This window comes from Cesiribacter sp. SM1 (assembly GCF_020178975.1).
Classification (GTDB): domain Bacteria; phylum Bacteroidota; class Bacteroidia; order Cytophagales; family Cyclobacteriaceae; genus Cesiribacter.
The window spans coordinates 83771-102058 of record NZ_JAHXBU010000043.1 but is presented as its reverse complement, the minus strand read 5'-3'; the positions used below and the strand labels follow the sequence as shown (position 1 = coordinate 102058).

17 protein-coding genes are annotated in these 18288 nt (G+C 46.9%); 15 read left to right on the top strand and 2 right to left on the bottom strand.

Annotation, left to right across the window (positions count from 1 at the left end; translation table 11 throughout):
- The first annotated feature begins 68 nt into the window (after nt 1-68).
- The 15 genes from KWJ01_RS07660 (at nt 69) to KWJ01_RS07590 (ending at nt 17292) form a co-directional block, all read left to right on the top strand.
- Nucleotides 69-2390 (top strand): GAF domain-containing protein, encoded by a 2322-nt coding sequence (locus tag KWJ01_RS07660; RefSeq protein WP_224995846.1) that lies wholly within the window; start codon nt 69-71, stop codon nt 2388-2390.
- 8 nt (nt 2391-2398) lie between these two features.
- On the top strand, nt 2399-3034 hold the full coding sequence (locus tag KWJ01_RS07655; protein ID WP_224995845.1) for a hypothetical protein: 636 nt from the start codon (nt 2399-2401) through the stop codon (nt 3032-3034).
- A gap of 2 nt (nt 3035-3036) precedes the next feature.
- A complete protein-coding gene (locus KWJ01_RS07650; RefSeq protein ID WP_224995844.1) occupies nt 3037-3354 on the top strand; it encodes an STAS domain-containing protein in 318 nt (105 codons plus the stop codon).
- Between the two features lie 2 nt (nt 3355-3356).
- Nucleotides 3357-3722 (top strand): response regulator, encoded by a 366-nt coding sequence (locus tag KWJ01_RS07645; RefSeq protein WP_224995843.1) that lies wholly within the window; start codon nt 3357-3359, stop codon nt 3720-3722.
- Nucleotides 3719-5779, top strand: a complete 2061-nt coding sequence (locus KWJ01_RS07640) for a chemotaxis protein CheA (RefSeq protein WP_224995842.1) — start codon at nt 3719-3721, stop codon at nt 5777-5779. Before KWJ01_RS07645 ends, KWJ01_RS07640 begins: the two co-directional genes overlap by 4 nt.
- Nucleotides 5776-6273, top strand: a complete 498-nt coding sequence (locus KWJ01_RS07635) for a chemotaxis protein CheW (protein ID WP_224995841.1) — start codon at nt 5776-5778, stop codon at nt 6271-6273. The genes KWJ01_RS07640 and KWJ01_RS07635 overlap by 4 nt, the downstream gene beginning before the upstream one ends.
- A 35-nt stretch (nt 6274-6308) precedes the next feature.
- Nucleotides 6309-7979, top strand: coding sequence for a methyl-accepting chemotaxis protein (locus tag KWJ01_RS07630; protein WP_224995840.1), 1671 nt, complete (start codon nt 6309-6311; stop codon nt 7977-7979).
- 283 nt (nt 7980-8262) lie between these two features.
- A complete protein-coding gene (locus KWJ01_RS07625; protein WP_224995839.1) occupies nt 8263-9933 on the top strand; it encodes a methyl-accepting chemotaxis protein in 1671 nt (556 codons plus the stop codon).
- A gap of 60 nt (nt 9934-9993) precedes the next feature.
- Nucleotides 9994-10764 (top strand): hypothetical protein, encoded by a 771-nt coding sequence (locus tag KWJ01_RS07620; RefSeq protein ID WP_224995838.1) that lies wholly within the window; start codon nt 9994-9996, stop codon nt 10762-10764.
- 50 nt (nt 10765-10814) lie between these two features.
- Nucleotides 10815-12113, top strand: coding sequence for a porin (locus KWJ01_RS07615; protein WP_224995837.1), 1299 nt, complete (start codon nt 10815-10817; stop codon nt 12111-12113).
- Between the two features lie 18 nt (nt 12114-12131).
- Nucleotides 12132-12965 carry a protein-glutamate O-methyltransferase CheR gene (locus KWJ01_RS07610; RefSeq protein ID WP_224995836.1) on the top strand — a complete coding sequence of 278 codons (834 nt, stop codon included), beginning with the start codon at nt 12132-12134 and terminating at the stop codon, nt 12963-12965.
- Nucleotides 12966-13029: 64 nt separating this feature from the next.
- Nucleotides 13030-14703, top strand: coding sequence for a methyl-accepting chemotaxis protein (locus tag KWJ01_RS07605; RefSeq protein WP_224995835.1), 1674 nt, complete (start codon nt 13030-13032; stop codon nt 14701-14703).
- 245 nt (nt 14704-14948) lie between these two features.
- A complete protein-coding gene (locus tag KWJ01_RS07600; RefSeq protein WP_224995834.1) occupies nt 14949-15653 on the top strand; it encodes a DUF2490 domain-containing protein in 705 nt (234 codons plus the stop codon).
- Between the two features lie 79 nt (nt 15654-15732).
- Nucleotides 15733-16218, top strand: coding sequence for a chemotaxis protein CheD (locus KWJ01_RS07595; protein WP_224995833.1), 486 nt, complete (start codon nt 15733-15735; stop codon nt 16216-16218).
- Nucleotides 16219-16227: 9 nt separating this feature from the next.
- Entirely contained in the window at nt 16228-17292 is a 1065-nt protein-coding gene (locus tag KWJ01_RS07590; protein WP_224995832.1) for a chemotaxis response regulator protein-glutamate methylesterase, read from the top strand.
- 77 nt (nt 17293-17369) lie between these two features.
- Here KWJ01_RS07590 and KWJ01_RS07585 read toward each other — a convergent pair whose 3' ends face one another.
- Both KWJ01_RS07585 and KWJ01_RS07580 read right to left on the bottom strand, forming a co-directional pair.
- Nucleotides 17370-17915, bottom strand: a complete 546-nt coding sequence (locus KWJ01_RS07585; protein ID WP_224995831.1) for a DUF421 domain-containing protein — start codon at nt 17913-17915, stop codon at nt 17370-17372.
- Between the two features lie 35 nt (nt 17916-17950).
- Entirely contained in the window at nt 17951-18286 is a 336-nt protein-coding gene (locus KWJ01_RS07580; protein ID WP_224995830.1) for a cytochrome c, read from the bottom strand.
- Between the last annotated feature and the right edge of the window lie 2 nt (nt 18287-18288).

The window sequence follows — 18288 nt, the reverse complement described above, 5'->3', positions numbered from 1 at the left end:
TGTACTTAGCTGAAACAATATACAATGCATAACCTAGATTTGATTAAAAGCTATTGCTAACAAAGCGCATGAATCGAAAAAGTACAAGTTTCATTTTCTGGAAATTTTACTTGCCCCTGGCAGGCCTGTTCTTTGCTGTGCTGTTGAGCTTTTTTATGTTGCACAAGACAAGAGAAAAGCAACAAAGCATTTTAGTGCTGGTGCAGGATATAGAAGAAGTTCAGCAGCATTTGAATACAGTTACTGTTCTGCTGCAAAAAAACGGACAGGCAGCAATACCGGCAGTAGCAGGGCAAATCGGCAGCGGTATTGCTCAGGTAGAAAGCAGTTTAGCAAATAACATAGTAGCAGATAATTACAGAACTGACTGGCAGGTAATACGGGTAGGCTGGCAAAACATTAGTGCAGTAGATTGGGAGGCAGTGCCAGCCACCGGCCAGCAGTCAGCTGGTGTTGCAGCAGCCCCTTTAAAAGAGCTGCAGCTGCAGTGTTTGCGTCTGGCAAATCAGCTGGAAACAGCATTGGAAAGCAACAGCAAGCTGGGGCTCATGGCTCTATGTGCAGGCATCTTTCTGTGCATCTGTTTAGTTGCACATACCTGCTATTTTATTACCCATTACTTACTGCAGCCACTTAAAAAGCTGGAGCAGCAGGTAGGCGGTCTGCTTACAGAAACAGCACCTGCTGCTGCCGGGAGCAATGTTATATATGATCCTTTGTTCAGCAGGCTGCAGCAATATAGCGAGCGGAACGCCTACCTGGCACAGGCTGCAGCCCAGATTGGTGAAGGCAACTTTCAGCAGAGCGAGGAGCAGCTTTACAATAGTGGTGTTTTCGGGCATGCAGTGCTGGGCCTGCGCGATAAGATGAAAGACTATTTTCAGGCCGAACACCGCAGAAACTGGAGCAGCCAGGGTATTGAGCAGTTCACAAAGCTGCTGCGGGAAAGGGGCCAGAATCTTGATGGTTTATGTAAGGGACTGGTATCTGAGCTGGTTCCTTTTGTAAATGCCAGCCAGGGAGCGCTGTTTATCACTGCTGAAGAGCATGAAGAAGAGGTGCTAGAGTTGAAAGCTTCCTATGCCTGGAACCGCCATAAATTCCTGACTAAAACCATCCGCTACGGAGAAGGTCTGATTGGCCAGGTTGCACAGGAGCTTGATCCGCTTATTATTACCGATGTACCGGAAGGTTACATTACCATAGGCTCTGGCCTGGGCAGGGCTAAGCCCAGGTGTATTCTTATACTACCACTGCTTGCTAATGATGTATTCCAGGGAGTACTGGAGCTTGCCTCTTTTCATGAGTTTGAGGCCCATGAGCTTGAATTTCTGAAAAAACTAAGTGAAAGTATTGCTTCTACACTGGCCAATCTTAAATCTACCGACAACACCAAAGAACTGCTGGCAAAGGCAAATGCAGCCAATGCACACCTGCAGGCACAGGAAGAAGAACTGCGCCAGAACACGGAAGAGCTTATGGCCACCCAGGAGGCCATGCGCAAAAAAGAGGTGGAGTTTACTGGCTTATTTTCTTCTATAGATTACAGCTTGTTTACTGCAGAATTCGACCTGAAGGGTAATGTACTGCGTGCCAATGAAAAGCTGCAGGCTGTTGTAGGCATCATTGAGCAGGATTATGGAAACCTGCGTTGCTTCCAGCTCCTGCAGATACCAGACTGGACCGAGAGTGATAAGAAAAAGTTGTTGGATGTGCTGATGCAGGGTAATCCACAGAACCTGGAGTGTAAGCTGAACACGCAGGCAGATACCTGGATATCGGCCTCTTTTACGCCGGTGCTCAATGACCGGGGCAATGTATACAAGGTAATGATGCTGGCCAGCGACATTACCGAAAAAAAGAATGCAGAACTGGCCTATGTTGCGCAGGCCGAGGAGATAATGGTGCAGGAAGAAAAACTGCGGGTGTATACAGCAGAGCTGGAAACGCTGCAGACAAGCCTATCTGAAAGGCTGGCAGAAGCCAGGCAGGAAATGCAGCGGCAAATAGAAGAGATAGCGGCAGAAAAAGCTAAAAATGAGGCTATTCTGGAAGGTTGTGTAGATGGCGTAGTTTCTTTCAATGAAAAGGGCACTGTTGAGTTTTTCAACCATGCTGCCGAAGAAATATGGTCTGCCTCGCGCCTTGATGTGGTAGGCCGCAAGATCAACCGGCTTATTTCCATAGAAATTCAGCATCAGGATGGAGAGCCTCAGGTGTTTTTTGTAAAGAACGGCAGCCGGAAAGCACTGGATATTCGCACGGAGGTTCCGCTGATAAGCGCCAGTGGCGAGGAGATTGAAGCCTTGCTTACCCTTACCCGGGTGAAAGTAGAGAATACATATTTATTTACAGCATTTGTACAGAAAGTAGCAGTGGAGCTTTTCTAATCCCACATATGATAAAGTTTGCAAAAAAAGAATTTACGGAGCGGGTTGTAAGACTGGAAAAGCTGCTGGAGGAAGATTTTAGTGCCCTGGCAACAGCGGTGCGGAATAAACCAGCAGTACAGCTTGATGGTCGTCACAGTCAGAAGATTGTGGAGCAGCTGCAGTACCATGATATTATCCGCCAGAAGATTCAGCACGTAGGGGAGTTTGCGGAAGTACTGGAAACAGAATTTGCACTCTATGGAGAAGAAGGGGATGTGTGTGTATTGCCCGGCTTGCTGGAGCTTTCAATGGCACTGCTACAGTTTGCCCGGCTTGAGTATGACGAGGTACGCCAGGAAATTCAGGTGCAGCTTATTGCCCTTAGCTTAAAGAACATACAGCATGAGGAGAACTATAACTCCTTTCAAAGTGAAATACAGGAGATGATTAAAAGCATAGGCCGGATGTACCTGCAGATCGAATCGCCAAATCAGCCCTGTGATGAGCAGGAGCTAAGTGCAGAAAAGCTAAGAAAGATCTGTCAGTCATTCAGCATGCAAACAGAAAGAGAAATATTCCGCTCTCTTTTCGATGATCTGGTACTGCCCGAAGACCTGCAGGCAACAGAAAATGAAAGTTCGGATGACATAGAGCTTTTCTAGCTATGAGCTACAGCCTCACCACCGATATACAATCAGGCAAACCGGCCAGGCTACAGCTAAGCGGCAGCCTTAACATACGAAATGTCCGCGCGCTGCATGCCGAACTGCTGGCCTACGCCAGCCAGCCGGGCGGAATCCATCTTGAACTCCGGGAGGTAGAAGAGATGGACGTAGCCTTTTTGCAATTGTTGCTGTCGCTGCAGCAGCATCAGCAACAGCATCAGCAGTCTTTTTATCTGCAGTTAAATGTAAACCCGGTATTGACCAGCTTCATACAGTTTGCCGGAATAGAACACATCCTTAAGAAGAACTTCCAATAGCCATGGCAAAATCAATATTAGTTGTAGACGATTCTGAAACCATCCGGGAAGCCGTAAGTTTTACCCTGGAAAATGCGCAGTACCAGGTTCAAAAAGCTGTAGATGGCGAAGATGCACTCCAAATACTGGAAAAAGGCCAGTTTCAGCTGGTTATCACCGACCTGCACATGCCCCGCCTGGATGGCATAGGCCTCATTAAGGCCATTCGTGCCAAGCCTGAACACCAGTTTACGCCTATTCTTTTCCTTACCACCGAAAGCCAGGCCAGCCGTAAAGAAGAAGCACGTGCAGCAGGGGCTACCGGCTGGATCGTAAAGCCATTTGTGCCTGAAAAACTGGTAGGGGTTGTGCAAAAGCTTATCAGATGATTGAGCACCTGAAACAAAAGTACCTGGAGGAAGCCCACGACCTGCTGCTGGAGCTGGAGAAAACGCTTCTTTTACTGGAAGAAAATCCAGCCGACAGTGAGGGTGTGGAGGTAGCCTTCCGGGTAATGCATACCCTGAAGGGCAGCAGTGGCATGTTCGGCTATCAGCAGGTAAGCGAGCTGGTTCACCTGCTGGAGAATGGCTATGACACAATCCGCACCAACAAACAGGCCGTACCGCTCTCTTTGCTTGAGCTTAGCCTGGAGTCTGTAGACCATATCAGGCTTCTTTTAACAGAAGACACCACCAACACACCGGCAACAGAAGGTGCGCACAGGCTGCTGTTAAAAAGAGCGGCAGAGCTGCTTTACGAAATGCCTGCCCCAGAAGATGAGAGAGCCATGCCGGCTGCGCCTGCAGGAAAGTCTCTGCGTACCTGGGCTATTTTCTTTGCCCCGCAGCAGGATATGCTGAAGAACGGATCAAACCCCCTGTACCTGCTGGAAGAACTGGCAGGCTTTGGAGGTTTCAGGTCTTTTAGCTGTACAGGGCAGTTGCCCCCACTTACTGAACTGGATGTACAGCAATGCTACCTCTCCTGGATGTTGCTGCTGGCAACAGAAGCACCTGAAGGCGATATTCGGGATGTTTTCATGTTTGTGGAAGAGCTTTGCCAGCTGCAGCTAGAGCCATTGGGTGAGGGAGACTTACTGGCTGATCTAAAAGAAGAGCAGTTAACAGCTTTAGCCGACAAAATAGCACTGGCGCTCGATAAAGAGTCTTTTGCGGCTTATGTACGTGAGCTGAAAACGACTACCGCCCAAGTTAAACCTGTAGTAAGCCCTGAAACAGCACAGGAGACAACAGCACAGCTAGCTTCCGGTGTAAAAGAGAAAAGTGTAACCAGCATACGGGTTGCTTCTGATAAGCTCGATGACCTCATGAACCTGGTGAGTGAGCTGGTGGCAAACCAGGAACGGCTCTCGTTGCTGGCAGAGCTTAGCATGATGCCAGAGCTGGCAGGGGTAGCTGAGGAGATAGAAAAGATTACGCGTCAGCTAAGGGATAAAACATTCGATATATGCCTGGTGCCCATAGGCAGCCTGCTTACCCGCTTTAAGCGCCTGGTGCGCGACCTTTCCCAGGAGCTCGGCAAAAACATTGCTTTCGAGGCAGAGGGCATGGATACCGAGCTGGATAAAAATGTAATAGACAGTCTCTCCGACTGCCTGGTACATATTTTACGCAACTGTATAGATCATGGCCTGGAGGCAGAAGCAGAACGGATCGCCAAGGGCAAAAATCCGCAGGGAACCATACTGTTGAAAGCCTTTAACTCCGGCACCAACGTGGTTATTGAGATTAAGGACGATGGCAGGGGTATTTCGTCTGAAAAAGTACGCAATAAAGCAGTAGAAAAAGGACTTATCCGCCCCGACCAGGTACTCACAGAAAAGGAAAGCCTGGAGCTGATCCTTATGCCGGGCTTCTCCACGGCACAAAGTATAACCTCTGTTTCGGGCAGGGGTGTAGGCCTTGATGTAGTAAAAAAGAAAATCAAAGAATTACGCGGTGAGGTAAGCATAGCAAGCAAGGTTGGGCAGGGAGCCACTATAACCATAGCACTGCCACTTACCATCTCCATCATAGATGGCCTACTGGTACGGGTAGCAGATACAGACTATGTGCTGCCACTCTCCTTTGTAGAGAAAAGCTATTCCGTAACGCCGGCAGATCTGCTAAATACCAAAAATAACCAGCTGATCCTGGATGGGGAGCCGGTCATATACTTTAACCTGGCAGAGGCTTTTTCTGCCGGTAGCCTTAGCAATAATGCATTTGGTGTAGTGATACACACAGGTACTATGCGCATGGCATTACTGGTAGATGAAATCATCGGGGAATACCAGGCTGTACTGAAACCGCTGGGTAAATTTTACCAGGAGCAGGACTTCCTTTCCGGTGGCAGCCTTATGGGCGATGGTACTGTAGCCCTGGTACTGGACCCACAAAAACTAATTCAGGAAATAACAAAAAACAGAACTATAGACATATGAGCAAAGTGGCAGAACAAACCATTAACTCCTTCCTGTCCTTTAAACTGGACAGGGAAACATTTGGAGTAAATGTAAACAAGGTGATAGAGATACTGGAGGTGCCTCATATTACTAAAATACCTAAGTCACCCGCCTTTATGCGCGGTGTCATCAATCTAAGGGGCACGGTGCTGCCTGTAGTAGATGCCCGCCTGAAGTTTGGGCTTAAAGAGATAGCTGATTCGGTAAACACCTGCATCATCGTATTCAACATACAAGTTGCAAAAGAACAGGTGATGGTTGGCGCACTGGTTGATGCAGTGCAGGAAGTTTTTGATATGGATGAATCACAGCTAATGCCTCCCCCAAGCATAGGCGGGAAGTTCCGTACAGATTTCATTCGGGGAATGGCCAGGAACGAGGATGATTTTGTGATGATGCTGGATGTTGATAAAATCTTTGCCAGTGAGGAGATCATCAATCTGCAGCAGGAGGTAGAGGCTGTAAAGGCTTGATATTAAATAGATAAAGAGGAAAAGTTAACAGGGATATGAAACTCACTATAAAAGCTCGTCTGATTGTTGCCTTTGTCTTGCTGGTTAGCATAGCAGGCACAATGTATTATTTAGGAACCGCCAATACAGAAACTCTTAATAGCAGACTTGGTACTATAATTGACCTAAACGTTCGTCGTATGAACTTGGCAGGTAAAATTGCTGAAGGAGTGCAACTATTAACAAAGCGGGAGAAAGATATGATTCTGACCAGGGAGGCAGACAGGCTGGATTATCTGGTAGAAGAATTTGAAAAGAATCAGAAGATTTTGGAAAGCCGTACAGAAGAATTAAGGTCTATTTCTGATGAGGCAGGCGTTGAAATTGTTGATGATTTCTCCAATAGCTGGGAGAGCTACATAAAGGAATACAAGAAGATTAAAAATCTGGCAGTAACCATCAATAATGATTCTACTAAGGTGGCCGCTGCATTAATCTCGCGCAGTACTGCAAGGGAAAACGCCAGGGCAGCTATAGAAAGCATTAACAAAATAGTAAAAAAGAATGAAGCTGCTTTGGTGACAGCGAATGAGGAAGCAGATGTTCTTTACGAAAGCGGAAAAAACAATATGCTCATTCTGCTGGTGATATCTGTACTGGTTGCAATAGGTGTTTCTACCTGGATCATTGTTAGTATTTCTTCCTCTATAGCAAAAGCAAAAGAAGCACTTAAAGCCGTTTCGGAGGGTAACCTTACTTATGAAGTAGACAACTCCAGCAAAGACGAAATTGGTGAACTGCTCGATTTCCTTAAAAATACCGTAGAGAAGCTCAAGGAGGTAATAGGCTCTGTAACCACAGCAGCCGATAATATTGCCTCTGCCTCCCAGCAAATGTCTGGCTCTTCGCAGCAGATGAGCGAGGGAGCAACAGAACAGGCAGCCTCTGCCGAAGAAGTATCTTCTTCTATGGAAGAGATGGCCGCTAATATTCAGCAGAATACTGATAATGCCCAGCAGACCGAAAAGATAGCCCTACAGGCAGCAGAAGATATTCAGGAGGGTAGCCGCTCTGTAAACCAGACGGTAGATTCTATGAAGAAAATTGCCGAGAAGATCACCATCATCGGCGAAATAGCAAGGCAGACAAATCTTTTAGCCCTTAATGCAGCAGTAGAAGCAGCCCGTGCAGGGGAGCATGGCAAAGGCTTTGCCGTAGTGGCCGCAGAAGTAAGAAGATTGGCAGAGCGGAGCCAGCTGGCAGCCAACGAGATCAACGAGCTTTCGTCCTCATCAGTAGCCATTGCCGATAAATCAGGGAAACTGCTGGAGCAGATTGTGCCAAACATCCAGAAAACAGCGCGCCTGGTGCAGGAGATCACAGCCGCTTCGCTGGAGCAGAATGCAGGCGCAGAGCAGGTAAATGGTGCCATTCAGCAGCTTAACCAGGTAATTCAGCAGAACGCAGCTTCGGCAGAAGAGATGGCATCGGGATCAGAGGAGCTTTCTTCACAGGCCGATCAGCTTAAGGACACCGTTAGCTTCTTCAACATAGGCCACCAGAGCCAGTTCAGCCAAAGCAGAAGCAATAAAAGAAAGAAGCAGCATGTGCCTGTCGTGCACCTGAATGGTAACGGTGTGCCTAAAAAAGCTACTACTGCTAAAACAGGCCTGCAGCTGGAGCTCAATGGCCACGATAGCATGGACAGCGACTTTGAAAGGTTCTAAACAATAAACGAAGTACTTAGAATGAGGGACTGCAGAAGCAATACTGCAGTCCCAATTCTACCAATCATCTCTCCGGATAATAGTATGTGATGAAATACTCATTGTAGGTAAGTCTAAATCTTAATTCATTTCATTAGCTGGTATCAAAATCAGGGAAAGTAATAATATCCTATAAAATGGGTGCGATACTTTTCTGCCGCTATACAGAGCAGTCTTTGAAGCTGAGATTAATGGCTCAATACTGGTATAAAATACATGGATATATTAAACGACTTCTACCATTATGAATCTTAAAATTAGAACTAGATTAATTCTAGCCTTTGTAGTACTAATAGGGCTTATGAGCTTTGTTTACTATTTAGGGGCAGCCAATACTTTTGTGCTCAATGAAAGAATTGATTTTATAGTTTTTGAAAGTTCACAGAAACTATTATTGTCCAGCCAGCTAGCCGAGGACGCACAATTTATCACCAAGCGTGAAAAAGATTTAATTCTCACCAAAGACAAGGCAACATTACAGGAGCTTGTTGGTGAGGTTGATCAGCGCCTAATAGCAATGAATGACAGGCTGGAAGAACTGAAATCTGTTGAAGATGAGGGGGGACGGGAAGATGTGGCTGTTTTCGAAGAGAGGTGGAATGATTACTTAAAGGTTTTTAAAAAAATAAGAAATCTTGCAGTTACTGTAAACACAGATTCATCAAAAGCTGAAGCGTATGAATTATCTACTACAACTGCAAGAGAAACCGCTGCAGCCGCAATTGAACAAGCCTACTCAAGGGTAAAAAACAATAAAAAAGAGCTGTTAGAGGTTTCTGATGATTCTGATATAATTTACGCAGATGGCAAAAATATGATGCTAGCTGCTTTAGTTACAGGGATACTGGTCGCTCTTGTCATGTCTACCTGGATTATTGTTAGCATTGTAAACTCCATCAATCAAGCCAACAAGGCAGTGCAGTCAATATCTGCCGGAGATCTCACGGTAGCCATTGAGGTAAAGAACAAAGATGAGGTAGGTACTTTGCTCCTGAATCTGAAGAGCATGGTGGAGAAGCTTAAGGATGTGATAGGCTCTGTAACTACCGCAGCAGACAACATAGCATCTGCTTCGCAGCAAATGTCTGGTTCTTCGCAGCAGATGAGCGAGGGAGCAACAGAACAGGCAGCCTCTGCCGAAGAAGTATCCTCTTCCATGGAAGAGATGGCCGCTAATATTCAGCAGAATACTGATAATGCCCAGCAGACCGAAAAGATAGCCCTGCAGGCCGCAGAAGATGTGCAGGAAGGCAGCAAGGCAGTGAACCAGACGGTAGATTCTATGAAGAAGATCGCCGAGAAGATCACCATCATTGGCGAAATAGCAAGGCAGACTAACCTGCTGGCCCTTAATGCAGCTGTGGAAGCAGCCCGTGCAGGGGAGCATGGCAAAGGCTTTGCCGTGGTGGCCGCAGAGGTAAGAAGGCTTGCAGAGCGGAGTCAGCTGGCAGCCAACGAGATCAACGAGCTTTCGTCCACATCCGTAGCCATTGCCGATAAATCAGGTAAACTGCTGGAGCAGATCGTGCCAAACATCCAGAAAACAGCGCGCCTGGTGCAGGAGATCACAGCCGCTTCGCTGGAGCAGAATGCAGGCGCAGAGCAGGTGAACGGAGCCATTCAGCAGCTTAACCAGATCATCCAGCAAAATGCAGCATCTGCAGAAGAGATGGCATCGGGATCAGAGGAGCTTTATTCACAGGCCGATCAGCTGAAGGACACCGTTAGTTTCTTCAATATCGGCCATCAGAACCAGAGCAGAACCAGCAGCAGCAAGAAAAGAAAAAGTGTGCCGGTGGTGCACCTGAATGGCAACAGCAGCAGAATATCTAAGAAAGCAGCTACTGCTAAAACCGGGCTTCAGCTGGAGCTGAATGGCCACGATAGCATGGACAGCGACTTTGAAAAGTTGTAGAACTAATCTAAGCCACTGGCTAAAATCGGTGGCTTTTTTTACTTACTTAACTGCAGGCTTATGAGACGAACTTTACTCTTTGCTTTACTTCTCTTATGTGCACCTGCAATGGCTAAAGTAGAAAGTTCTCTAACCGAAAGAATTGGTTTAGGAGAGGCATCACAGCTGGTGCCAGAGAAAAAGTGGGCGCTGGAAGCAGGCGTAAATTTTGCTCTAAACAGGAGCAGTATTTACAGGAACAGCACCTATGGTTTGCCAAGCCTGCTGATAAGGCGTAGGGTTAATTCGTTTTCTGAATTCAGAATCGCCACTGAATATCTTGTATCCAGCCAGTTAGATGAAACTTCTCTGGAAAGAGGAGAATCGCTGGCAGGTTTAAACTACCTCTCCTTTGGTGGTAAGCTGGCTTTGGTTAACGAAGGCAAACAACTGCCACAGACAGGCTTGATAGTGATGCTAGGACTAATGGAAACCGGCAGCAGGCATTATGAGCTTTCAGAGACCCAGTTGTCATTCAGATTGCTCAGTGATAAAACTCTTGATGCAAGGAATACCCTTTCGCTTAACTCAGGCATAAGCAGCACTGCAGGCAGTAAGGGCTGGCAGGGTGATAACACCCTCACCTTTGGCTGCCAGGCAACAGAAAAGGTAGAAGTATTTGCAGAAGCCTGGAATGCCTGGCTACAAGACTATCATGAGCTAGGGGTAAACCTGGGTATGTTTATCAGACCTGTTCCCCATCTTAAACTTGAACTGGTAAGCGGTTTGGGCTACGATGGCAATACTCCAAAGTTTTATCTGAATGGAGGCATAGCCTTCGAAACTAACTAAGCAATTTAGGCTAATGGCCACCTATAAATTCCGGATTTAATGTTCAAAGTATGATTTCAGCTATAACTAAAAATATATACAATGCTGCTCATTTTTCTAAGGCAGTTGTGCTGCTGGGGGCATTGTGCACATACAATACCGATGCATTATTTGCCCAGGAACAGGAAGTAGGCAAAGACTCTGCCAGCATCTGGAAAAAGATGCAGGAGCCTAAGGCCCTTAAGGCTGATGGAAAGAAGATAGAAATTACCCAGAGCCTGCAGCTTTGGAATGTTTATACCTTTGAATCACTTGGTGAGCAGGAACAGGAAAGCAGAAATGACCTGTATATCAGAAGGGGTCGCCTGGGTGTAAAAGGTAAGCTGCAGGAAAACATTGCCTTCAATGTAGCCTTTGCCTACGATGGCATTGGCAGGGATAAGGAAACCGCAGGTAACGGAAGTCCTAACCCTGATGATAATCACGATTTTTTCCTCTGGGAAGCCTTTGTAGCCTGGACCCACAAACCAATGCTCAATCTTGCTGCCGGTTACTTCAGACCACAGGTAGGCCGGGAGCACATGACGGCTGCTTTCAAAACCCCTTCATTCGAGAAGTCACTCTCTAACTTTCAGCCCAGGGCTCATACAATTGCCAGGGGCACCGGCAGGGAGCTAGGCCTTAACCTGGGCGGTTTGCACAAAGCCAGCGGCTGGAGCTTTAACTATAACATAGGCCTGTTTGATATGTCTGGTGAAAAGCTGACCGGTGATGGTGCAGCATCTCTGCCCATGCTGGCTTCAAGAGTGGCTTTTACCCTGGGAGATCCTGAAATGGAAAAATGGGGGCTGGGCTACACCCACTCTTACTATGGTAAACGCAAAGGCATAACCCTTGGCCTCAACAGTACCTACCAGGGCGAAACACAGGTATTTAAGCGTAACAGTTTTTATGGTGCCGACCTGCTGGCTAACTGGGGGGGCTGGGATTTTACTGTTGAATACGACTGGCTGTACAGAAACAGCTTTCTGCCGGTAGAAAACAGCGACCTGGACGAACAGCAGACTGCCTCCACCACCGATAAGGTGTACACCTATAAACTGGGCTACAACTTTGAGCTGAAAAATGGTAAAGTGTTGCAGGCAGCTGCCATGTATTCCGGCCAGCAGGCCAGCGAATTTGGAGATACCTGGGGGCAGAACAGCTTAACCGGCGCTACCGACCAGAAGGTATATGATGTAGGACTCAACTACCTGCTCAACAAGGATAAGCTTAAACTCAGCATGCACTATGTGTGGGGCGACAGGATGGATAAAACACCGGAACACCGCTATGCTTACCTGGGTACAGGCTTTCAATACCTCTTTTAATAAAGCTATAGAGTAAAGATGTTAAGCTATAACTATACAACAGCAAGTTTAAGCCAGCGGGAGTTTGAGCTACTGAGCAGCTATATTTATCAGAACTATGGTATTAAAATGCCGCAGGTAAAAAAAACGCTGCTGCAGTGCCGGCTTCAGAAAAGGCTGCGGGCACTCAACATAGAAAGTTTTGAGCAGTACATAGAGTATGTGTTCAGCCGGGAGGGTATGGAAAAGGAGCTGCAGCACATGACTGATGTGGTTACCACCAACAAAACAGACTTTTTCAGGGAACCTGCTCATTTCGATTTTCTGAAAAACCTTGACTGGACAGAATTTATGGGTGGAGATCCGGCGCACAGAACAGTAAAAGCCTGGAGTTCGGCCTGTTCCAGCGGAGAGGAGCCCTACACCCTGGCAATGGTGCTGCAGGAACTTAAGCTTCAGTACCAGATACTGGCAACAGACCTTTCTACAGAAGTGCTCCAAAAGGCAGCAACTGCAGTGTATGCTGCTGATAAAACCATGCCGGTACCCATTGCCTACAAGCAAAAGTACCTGCTAAAGCACAAAGACCCCAAGAACCCGATTATGCGTATCGTGCCTGATCTTAGAAAGAAGGTGAACTTTCAGCATATGAACCTGATGGATGATTACTATGATGTGCAGGGAAAATTTGACCTGATCTTCTGCCGGAACGTACTCATCTACTTCGACAGAAAAACACAGGAAAGTGTGATCCGCAAACTATGCAGCCATCTGCGGGAGGGTGGCTACCTGTTTATTGGCCATTCAGAGTCCCTGAATGATCTTCATCTGCCGCTGACCCAGGTTAAATCTACAATCTTCAAAAAAGTCTGATTGAAATGTTGTCAAATAACTGCTTCGTCTCTTCTTAAAAACACATCAATAACCAACCAACACCATGAGCCTTACTATCAAAACTAAACTGATTGTAGCATTTCTGATGCTCATTACCCTGTCGGGTACAATTTTTTATGTTGCTGATAAGAACAGCAGCGAATTAAATAGTCAGCTAAGCCAGATAGTAAATAACAAGGCACAGCGGCTTATCTATGTCGGAAGAATATCAACAGACATGCAGTACATCGCAGCAAGGGTGCGTGAGGTTGTACTTTCAGATGACAAGTCTTTTATTGAAGAAAACCTGGACCTGGTTGAAAAGAAACAGCAGCTGGTAGACAAAAACCTGGCGGAGCTCCAGGCGCTTACCGGAAGTGAATCTGCAGAGTTGATTGATGAGTTTATCAGCCTGAGAGAAAAACATACCCGGATCGCCAATCGGATTGTTGCACTAAAGCTGAACCTTACCGATTCTACAGATCTGCTTGCCTCTAAGGTTATTATGGTGGAGTGCCGCCCTATTGTTATAGAGTTTGGCATTATGCTCGATAAGCTGGTGAGACTGAACGAAGACGGAATGAAGCAAACCGCTAAAGAAGCGGACTTGCTGTACGCAGAGATGCGGTTTAACATGATTACGATGCTGGTGCTTAGCATATCCTGCGCACTTGCAGTAGCTGGCTGGATTATCTTTACCATTGCTAAATCACTGGCGAAAGCCAGCGAAGCAATCAAAACGATTGCCGGTGGCGACCTTACTGTTGAAATAGAAGTAGACAGCAAGGATGAGATAGGGGAACTGCTGATGCACCTGAAGAAAATGGTAAGGAAGCTTAAGGAGGTTATTTCTTCAGTAACATCAGCGGCCGATAACCTGTCTTCCTCTTCACAGCAGATGTCTGGTTCGTCGCAGCAGATGAGCGAGGGTGCTACTACACAGGCAGCCTCTGCCGAAGAAGTTTCTACCTCTATGGAAGAGATGGCTGCTAATATTCAGCAAAACACCGACAATGCACAGCAGACCGAAAAAATAGCCCTGCAGGCAGCCGTAGATATTCAGGAGGGGAGCCGTGCAGTAAACCAAACCGTGGAGTCGATGAAAAAGATAGCCGAAAAGGTTACCATCATCGGCGAAATAGCAAGGCAGACAAACCTTTTAGCCCTTAATGCAGCAGTAGAAGCAGCCCGTGCAGGGGAGCACGGCAAAGGCTTTGCCGTTGTGGCCGCAGAGGTAAGAAGGCTTGCTGAAAGAAGCCAGCTGGCTGCCAACGAAATTAACGAGCTTTCTTCTTCCAGTGTAGCCATTGCCGATAAATCAGGGAAACTGCTGGAGCAGATCGTACCAAACATCCAGAAAACAGCACGCCTGGTACAGGAGATTACAGCAGCTTCGCAGGAGCAGAACGCAGGTGCCGGACAGGTGAATGGTGCTATTTTGCAACTGAACCAGATCATACAGCAGAATGCCGCTTCGGCAGAAGAAATGGCCTCTGGCTCTGAAGAGCTATATGCGCAGGCCGATCAGCTGAAGGATACCGTTAGCTTCTTCAACATTGGGCAACACACCCATTTCGGACATAGCAATAGGGGCAATGCTAAAAGAAAGCACATACCAGTGGTACAGCTAAAGGGCGTTCCCGCTTTTGCAAAAGTAGATACAGCTAAAACAGGCCTGCAAGCCGGGTTCAAAGCTAATGACAGCACAGACAATGAGTTTGAAATGTACTCATACTGAAGTCACCGGTTCTGGCCGGTGCCTGATTTACTCTTTTCGATCAATAGAAGGTGTTTCCGGGAGAGCTGCTGAATGTATCAGCAGCTCTCCCGGAATGGTCCGGGTTGATTATCTATAAGATGAAAACAACTTAGTTTAACTGCTTTGTTGCTTGCCAGCCATTAGAGCGGCTGATTGGTATTAACTGTTTTAAACTGATTTGATAAATCATTCAATAAATAAACCGTAACAGAACTTTATAGAACATGTACTTGATGAGATTTCTTTTCGTATTCCTGCTTTTGGGCGCTACAAACTTATTTGCTCAGACTACCGGTGAAGATAAACTGGGTAACTGGCTGATGTATTTTGGGAACAACAAGCTATCAGACAAATATAGTATCCACACAGAGGCACAACTGCGGCTATACGAAACTGCCGGTAACTTTAACCAGCTGTTGCTGCGCGTTGGTTTAAACCGTCAGATTAGTCCACAATCTATGGTAACGCTTGGCTATGGTTATATCCCTACCGAATCTTTTAGCAAGGATGAAACCAAGGTAAATACCAGGGAGCACAGAATATGGGAGCAGCTGATCCTTACAAACAAAGTGGGAAGAGTTTACTTTGAGCACCGCTACCGTTTGGAGCAAAGATGGATCTCCTCCTCTGCCGCCGAAGACAGTTACCTGAACCGTGCCCGCTATCGCCTGCTGGCCAACATACCCCTTAATAATGCACAGATGGATGAGAAAACTCTTTTTCTGTCCGTTTACGACGAAATATTCCTGAATATCAATGATAATCCCTTTGATCAGAACAGGCTTTATGGTGCGCTGGGTTATAAATTCAGTAAATCCTTCAGCATGCAGGCAGGCTACCTCCGGCACAGGCTGGGAAAGGCAAATTTCGACCGGCTGCAGCTGGGGCTCTTCCTGAATACTGATTTCTCTAAATCCTCCGCAAATTAATGCCGGGGGGGTCATAAAAACAGAAGTGGCTTGTAGTACGCTAAAAAGCTGATTCTTAACCTATCTTAAAAGAAATTGATTGGAAACTACAAGCGAAAAACATTATCTGTATCCTGCTGCATTGTTTGTGAGCAAAAAGCCAACCCTGGTAACCACTATATTGGGTACCTGTGTTGCGGTTTGCCTGTACGATCCTGTTCAGCAGGTTGGTGGCATTAATCACTACATGCTTTCTAAATGGGATGGCAATGGAGCGCCCAGTCTCAAATACGGAGATTATGCCATTCAAAAGCTGTTGGAAAAAATGCTCTCTTCGGGAGCAGAAAAGAAGCATCTGCAGGCCAAGGTATTTGGTGGCCTGTGCAAAAGAGCTTCGGCAGATGTGTACAGCATAGGGGCCAAGAACATAAAAGTGGCAGAAACTCTCCTGGCACAGCTGCAGATACCAGTGGTTGCTAAACACCTTGGGGGTTTTTCGCCCCGCAAACTAGTATTTAACACACAAACAGGCACTGTAGACATGAAGCTGCTGTTGCCCGACCTGATAGCAGGAAAGAAAAACTAGCGCACATCTATGGAGAAGATAAAAGTATTCATCATCGATGATTCGGCACTCATACGGCAGGTGCTCACAGATATATTACAGGCAGATCCGCAGATACAGGTGATCGGTACCGCTGCCGATCCTTTTATTGCAGCAAAAAAGCTGGCAGAAGAAGCGCCTGATGTGATTACCCTCGATATTGAAATGCCACGCATGGATGGCCTTACTTTCCTGAAAAAACTGATGGCCCAGCACCCGGTTCCGGTGGTGGTCATTAGCTCTCTAACAGCCCGTGGGTCAGAATCAGCACTAAGAGCCCTGGAATATGGCGCCGTGGAAGTAATGAAGAAGCCTGATATGCTCCGGGGACAGGAAATGGAAGAGGTACGCGTTCGCCTGATCGACAGCATAAAAGCAGCTAAATCTTCCAGGGTTAAACGAAGATCAGGTACCCTTTCTGCGGCTCCGGAGCCTAAACATTCTGCCGATGCAGTTTTGGCGGCTGGTTCCAGGGGTAGTATGTTAAGAACTACGGAAAAGGTGGTGGCCGTTGGTGCTTCTACAGGCGGAACAGAAGCCCTCCGGGTGTTTCTTACTTCTTTACCACTAGACTCGCCAGGCATACTCATTGTGCAGCACATGCCGGAGATGTTTACAAAATCCTTTGCCAAACGCCTGGATGAGCTGTGCAGAATTTCTGTAAAAGAGGCTGAAAATGGTGATACCGTCATCAGGGGCCGGGCCCTTATTGCCCCGGGTAACAAGCACATGCTGCTGAAACGCAGTGGTGCCCGTTACTATGTAGAGGTTGTAGACGGGCCACTGGTAAACAGGCACCGCCCCTCTGTAGATGTGCTGTTCCGCTCAGTAGCCAGCTATGCAGGCCGTAACAGCCTGGGGGTGATTATGACGGGCATGGGCGATGATGGTGCCCGCGGGATGCTGGAGATGAAGCAGGCTGGCGCCTATACCATTGCTCAGGATGAAAAAAGCTGCGTGGTGTTTGGCATGCCCAAAGAAGCCATCAAACATGGCGGTGTGGATAAGGTGCTGGCACTGGAAATGATCTCGGGCAACGTTATGTCTCACTGCTGATTAGGAGTAATAGATTTCCGCTGTTGCGTCGAAAGAAAAACTGCAGGCGGCTGCCTGTACTGAAGGTACATTTTACCTTATTCTGTTTTTCTTTCCTCTTGTTCTATAAGCTCTTTTCCATCAACATCCAGAAGGATATCAGTATCGATAGGAGCATCGGATATAATCACACTTACTGAGCCATCGCGTTCCATAACCACTGCTTTTACATTCATAAAACCGCTTACTCCTTTTTTGCGCAGGCTCTGCCGCAGGTCGGCTTCGGTCATTTTTGCTTTCTGCATGTTTTCAGGTATGATCCTGCCCTCTCTCAGGATAAGAATAGGAGCATTATCCACCAGTTTGCTAAGACCCAAACGCCTGCTTCGGGCCACAAGCCATCTGAGCAAAAAGAGTAAAGAAAGGGCAATAATACCATTAAGAAGCGGAGCTGCCCCTGTTGAGGTGGCACCTACAATGGCGCCAAGGGCTACCGTTACAGCAAAATCAAAAGCAGTTAATTGCGAAAAGCTGCGGGGGCCAATTAACCTGCTGTAAAGAATCAGGGCTACATAAATGATAACAGACGATATTCCAACAATAGCGGCTTCTTTCCATTCTATAGAAAATTCGTTAAGCCACATGCTTTATTGAGATAAAGTAAATTTATGTTCCATCATCAGTCAAGCTTACGGACTGCCTTCATGTAGGCCACTATTTTTTTAGAATCTTCGGGCGGAATAACTTCTTTGCTGAAGGCAGGCATTACCCCAAGGCCGTGGCGTATCTGGTACCTGATGAGGAAGCCCGGAAGTGGCTTGTTGTTAAGAGCTGGGCCAAGGCCGGAGCTACCACCGGGATGGCAGGTATTGCAGTAACGGTCGTACAGTACCTTGCCCTGCAGCACTTCCTGTTCCCGGGTCTGCAGCGGTTCTGTATAGGGCACTCCCTTTCTGGATGAACATGCAGCTGCCATCATAAGCACGAATATCAACAGCGTAAATTTTAATTTCATGG

Coding starts and splice junctions, on each gene's coding strand:
- KWJ01_RS07660 (WP_224995846.1), top strand. CDS start 69: ATGAATCGAAAAAGTACAAGTTTCATTTTCTGGAAATTTTACTTGCCC.
- KWJ01_RS07655 (WP_224995845.1), top strand. CDS start 2,399: ATGATAAAGTTTGCAAAAAAAGAATTTACGGAGCGGGTTGTAAGACTG.
- KWJ01_RS07650 (WP_224995844.1), top strand. CDS start 3,037: ATGAGCTACAGCCTCACCACCGATATACAATCAGGCAAACCGGCCAGG.
- KWJ01_RS07645 (WP_224995843.1), top strand. CDS start 3,357: ATGGCAAAATCAATATTAGTTGTAGACGATTCTGAAACCATCCGGGAA.
- KWJ01_RS07640 (WP_224995842.1), top strand. CDS start 3,719: ATGATTGAGCACCTGAAACAAAAGTACCTGGAGGAAGCCCACGACCTG.
- KWJ01_RS07635 (WP_224995841.1), top strand. CDS start 5,776: ATGAGCAAAGTGGCAGAACAAACCATTAACTCCTTCCTGTCCTTTAAA.
- KWJ01_RS07630 (WP_224995840.1), top strand. CDS start 6,309: ATGAAACTCACTATAAAAGCTCGTCTGATTGTTGCCTTTGTCTTGCTG.
- KWJ01_RS07625 (WP_224995839.1), top strand. CDS start 8,263: ATGAATCTTAAAATTAGAACTAGATTAATTCTAGCCTTTGTAGTACTA.
- KWJ01_RS07620 (WP_224995838.1), top strand. CDS start 9,994: ATGAGACGAACTTTACTCTTTGCTTTACTTCTCTTATGTGCACCTGCA.
- KWJ01_RS07615 (WP_224995837.1), top strand. CDS start 10,815: ATGATTTCAGCTATAACTAAAAATATATACAATGCTGCTCATTTTTCT.
- KWJ01_RS07610 (WP_224995836.1), top strand. CDS start 12,132: ATGTTAAGCTATAACTATACAACAGCAAGTTTAAGCCAGCGGGAGTTT.
- KWJ01_RS07605 (WP_224995835.1), top strand. CDS start 13,030: ATGAGCCTTACTATCAAAACTAAACTGATTGTAGCATTTCTGATGCTC.
- KWJ01_RS07600 (WP_224995834.1), top strand. CDS start 14,949: ATGTACTTGATGAGATTTCTTTTCGTATTCCTGCTTTTGGGCGCTACA.
- KWJ01_RS07590 (WP_224995832.1), top strand. CDS start 16,228: ATGGAGAAGATAAAAGTATTCATCATCGATGATTCGGCACTCATACGG.
- KWJ01_RS07585 (WP_224995831.1), bottom strand. CDS start 17,915: ATGTGGCTTAACGAATTTTCTATAGAATGGAAAGAAGCCGCTATTGTT.
- KWJ01_RS07580 (WP_224995830.1), bottom strand. CDS start 18,286: ATGAAATTAAAATTTACGCTGTTGATATTCGTGCTTATGATGGCAGCT.